A 499-nucleotide genomic window follows, 5' to 3' on the forward strand; every position below is an offset into this window, starting at 1 on the left:
GCGCTCATGCAAACGCATCTATGAACAATAGATCAATTGACAGTTCTTTAAATAAGTTAAACTCAGGTTTTAGAATTAACTCTGCTGCTGATGATGCTTCAGGTATGGCAATTGCTGATAGTTTAAGAAGTCAAGCAAGTTCTCTTGGTCAAGCTATTATGAATGCTAATGATGCTATTGGTATAATTCAGACAGCTGATAAGGCTATGGATGAGCAAATAAAAATACTTGATACAATTAAGAATAAAGCTATTCAATCAGCTCAAGATGGTCAAACAACTGAAACAAGACGCTCACTTCAAGCTGATATTTCAAGACTTATGGAAGAATTAGACAATATTGGTAATACTACATCATTCAATGGTCAAAAGCTTCTAAGTGGAACGTTTTCAAACAAAGAATTTCAAATTGGTGCATATTCAAATGAGACAGTTAAGGCTAGTATAGGGGCAACTACAAGTGATAAGATTGGTTTAACTAGGTTTGAGACTGGGCATAA

Annotated in this window: 1 protein-coding gene; it reads left to right on the forward strand. The window is 34.7% G+C overall.

All coding sequences use genetic code 11. The annotated features are described in order from the left end of the window. On the forward strand, positions 1-499 hold a 499-nt coding region (locus tag AVBRAN12654_RS09410; RefSeq protein ID WP_442862328.1), incomplete at both ends, for a flagellin N-terminal helical domain-containing protein.

Origin of the sequence: Campylobacter sp. RM12654 (assembly GCF_020137585.1) — a bacterium.
Taxonomy (GTDB): domain Bacteria; phylum Campylobacterota; class Campylobacteria; order Campylobacterales; family Campylobacteraceae; genus Campylobacter_E.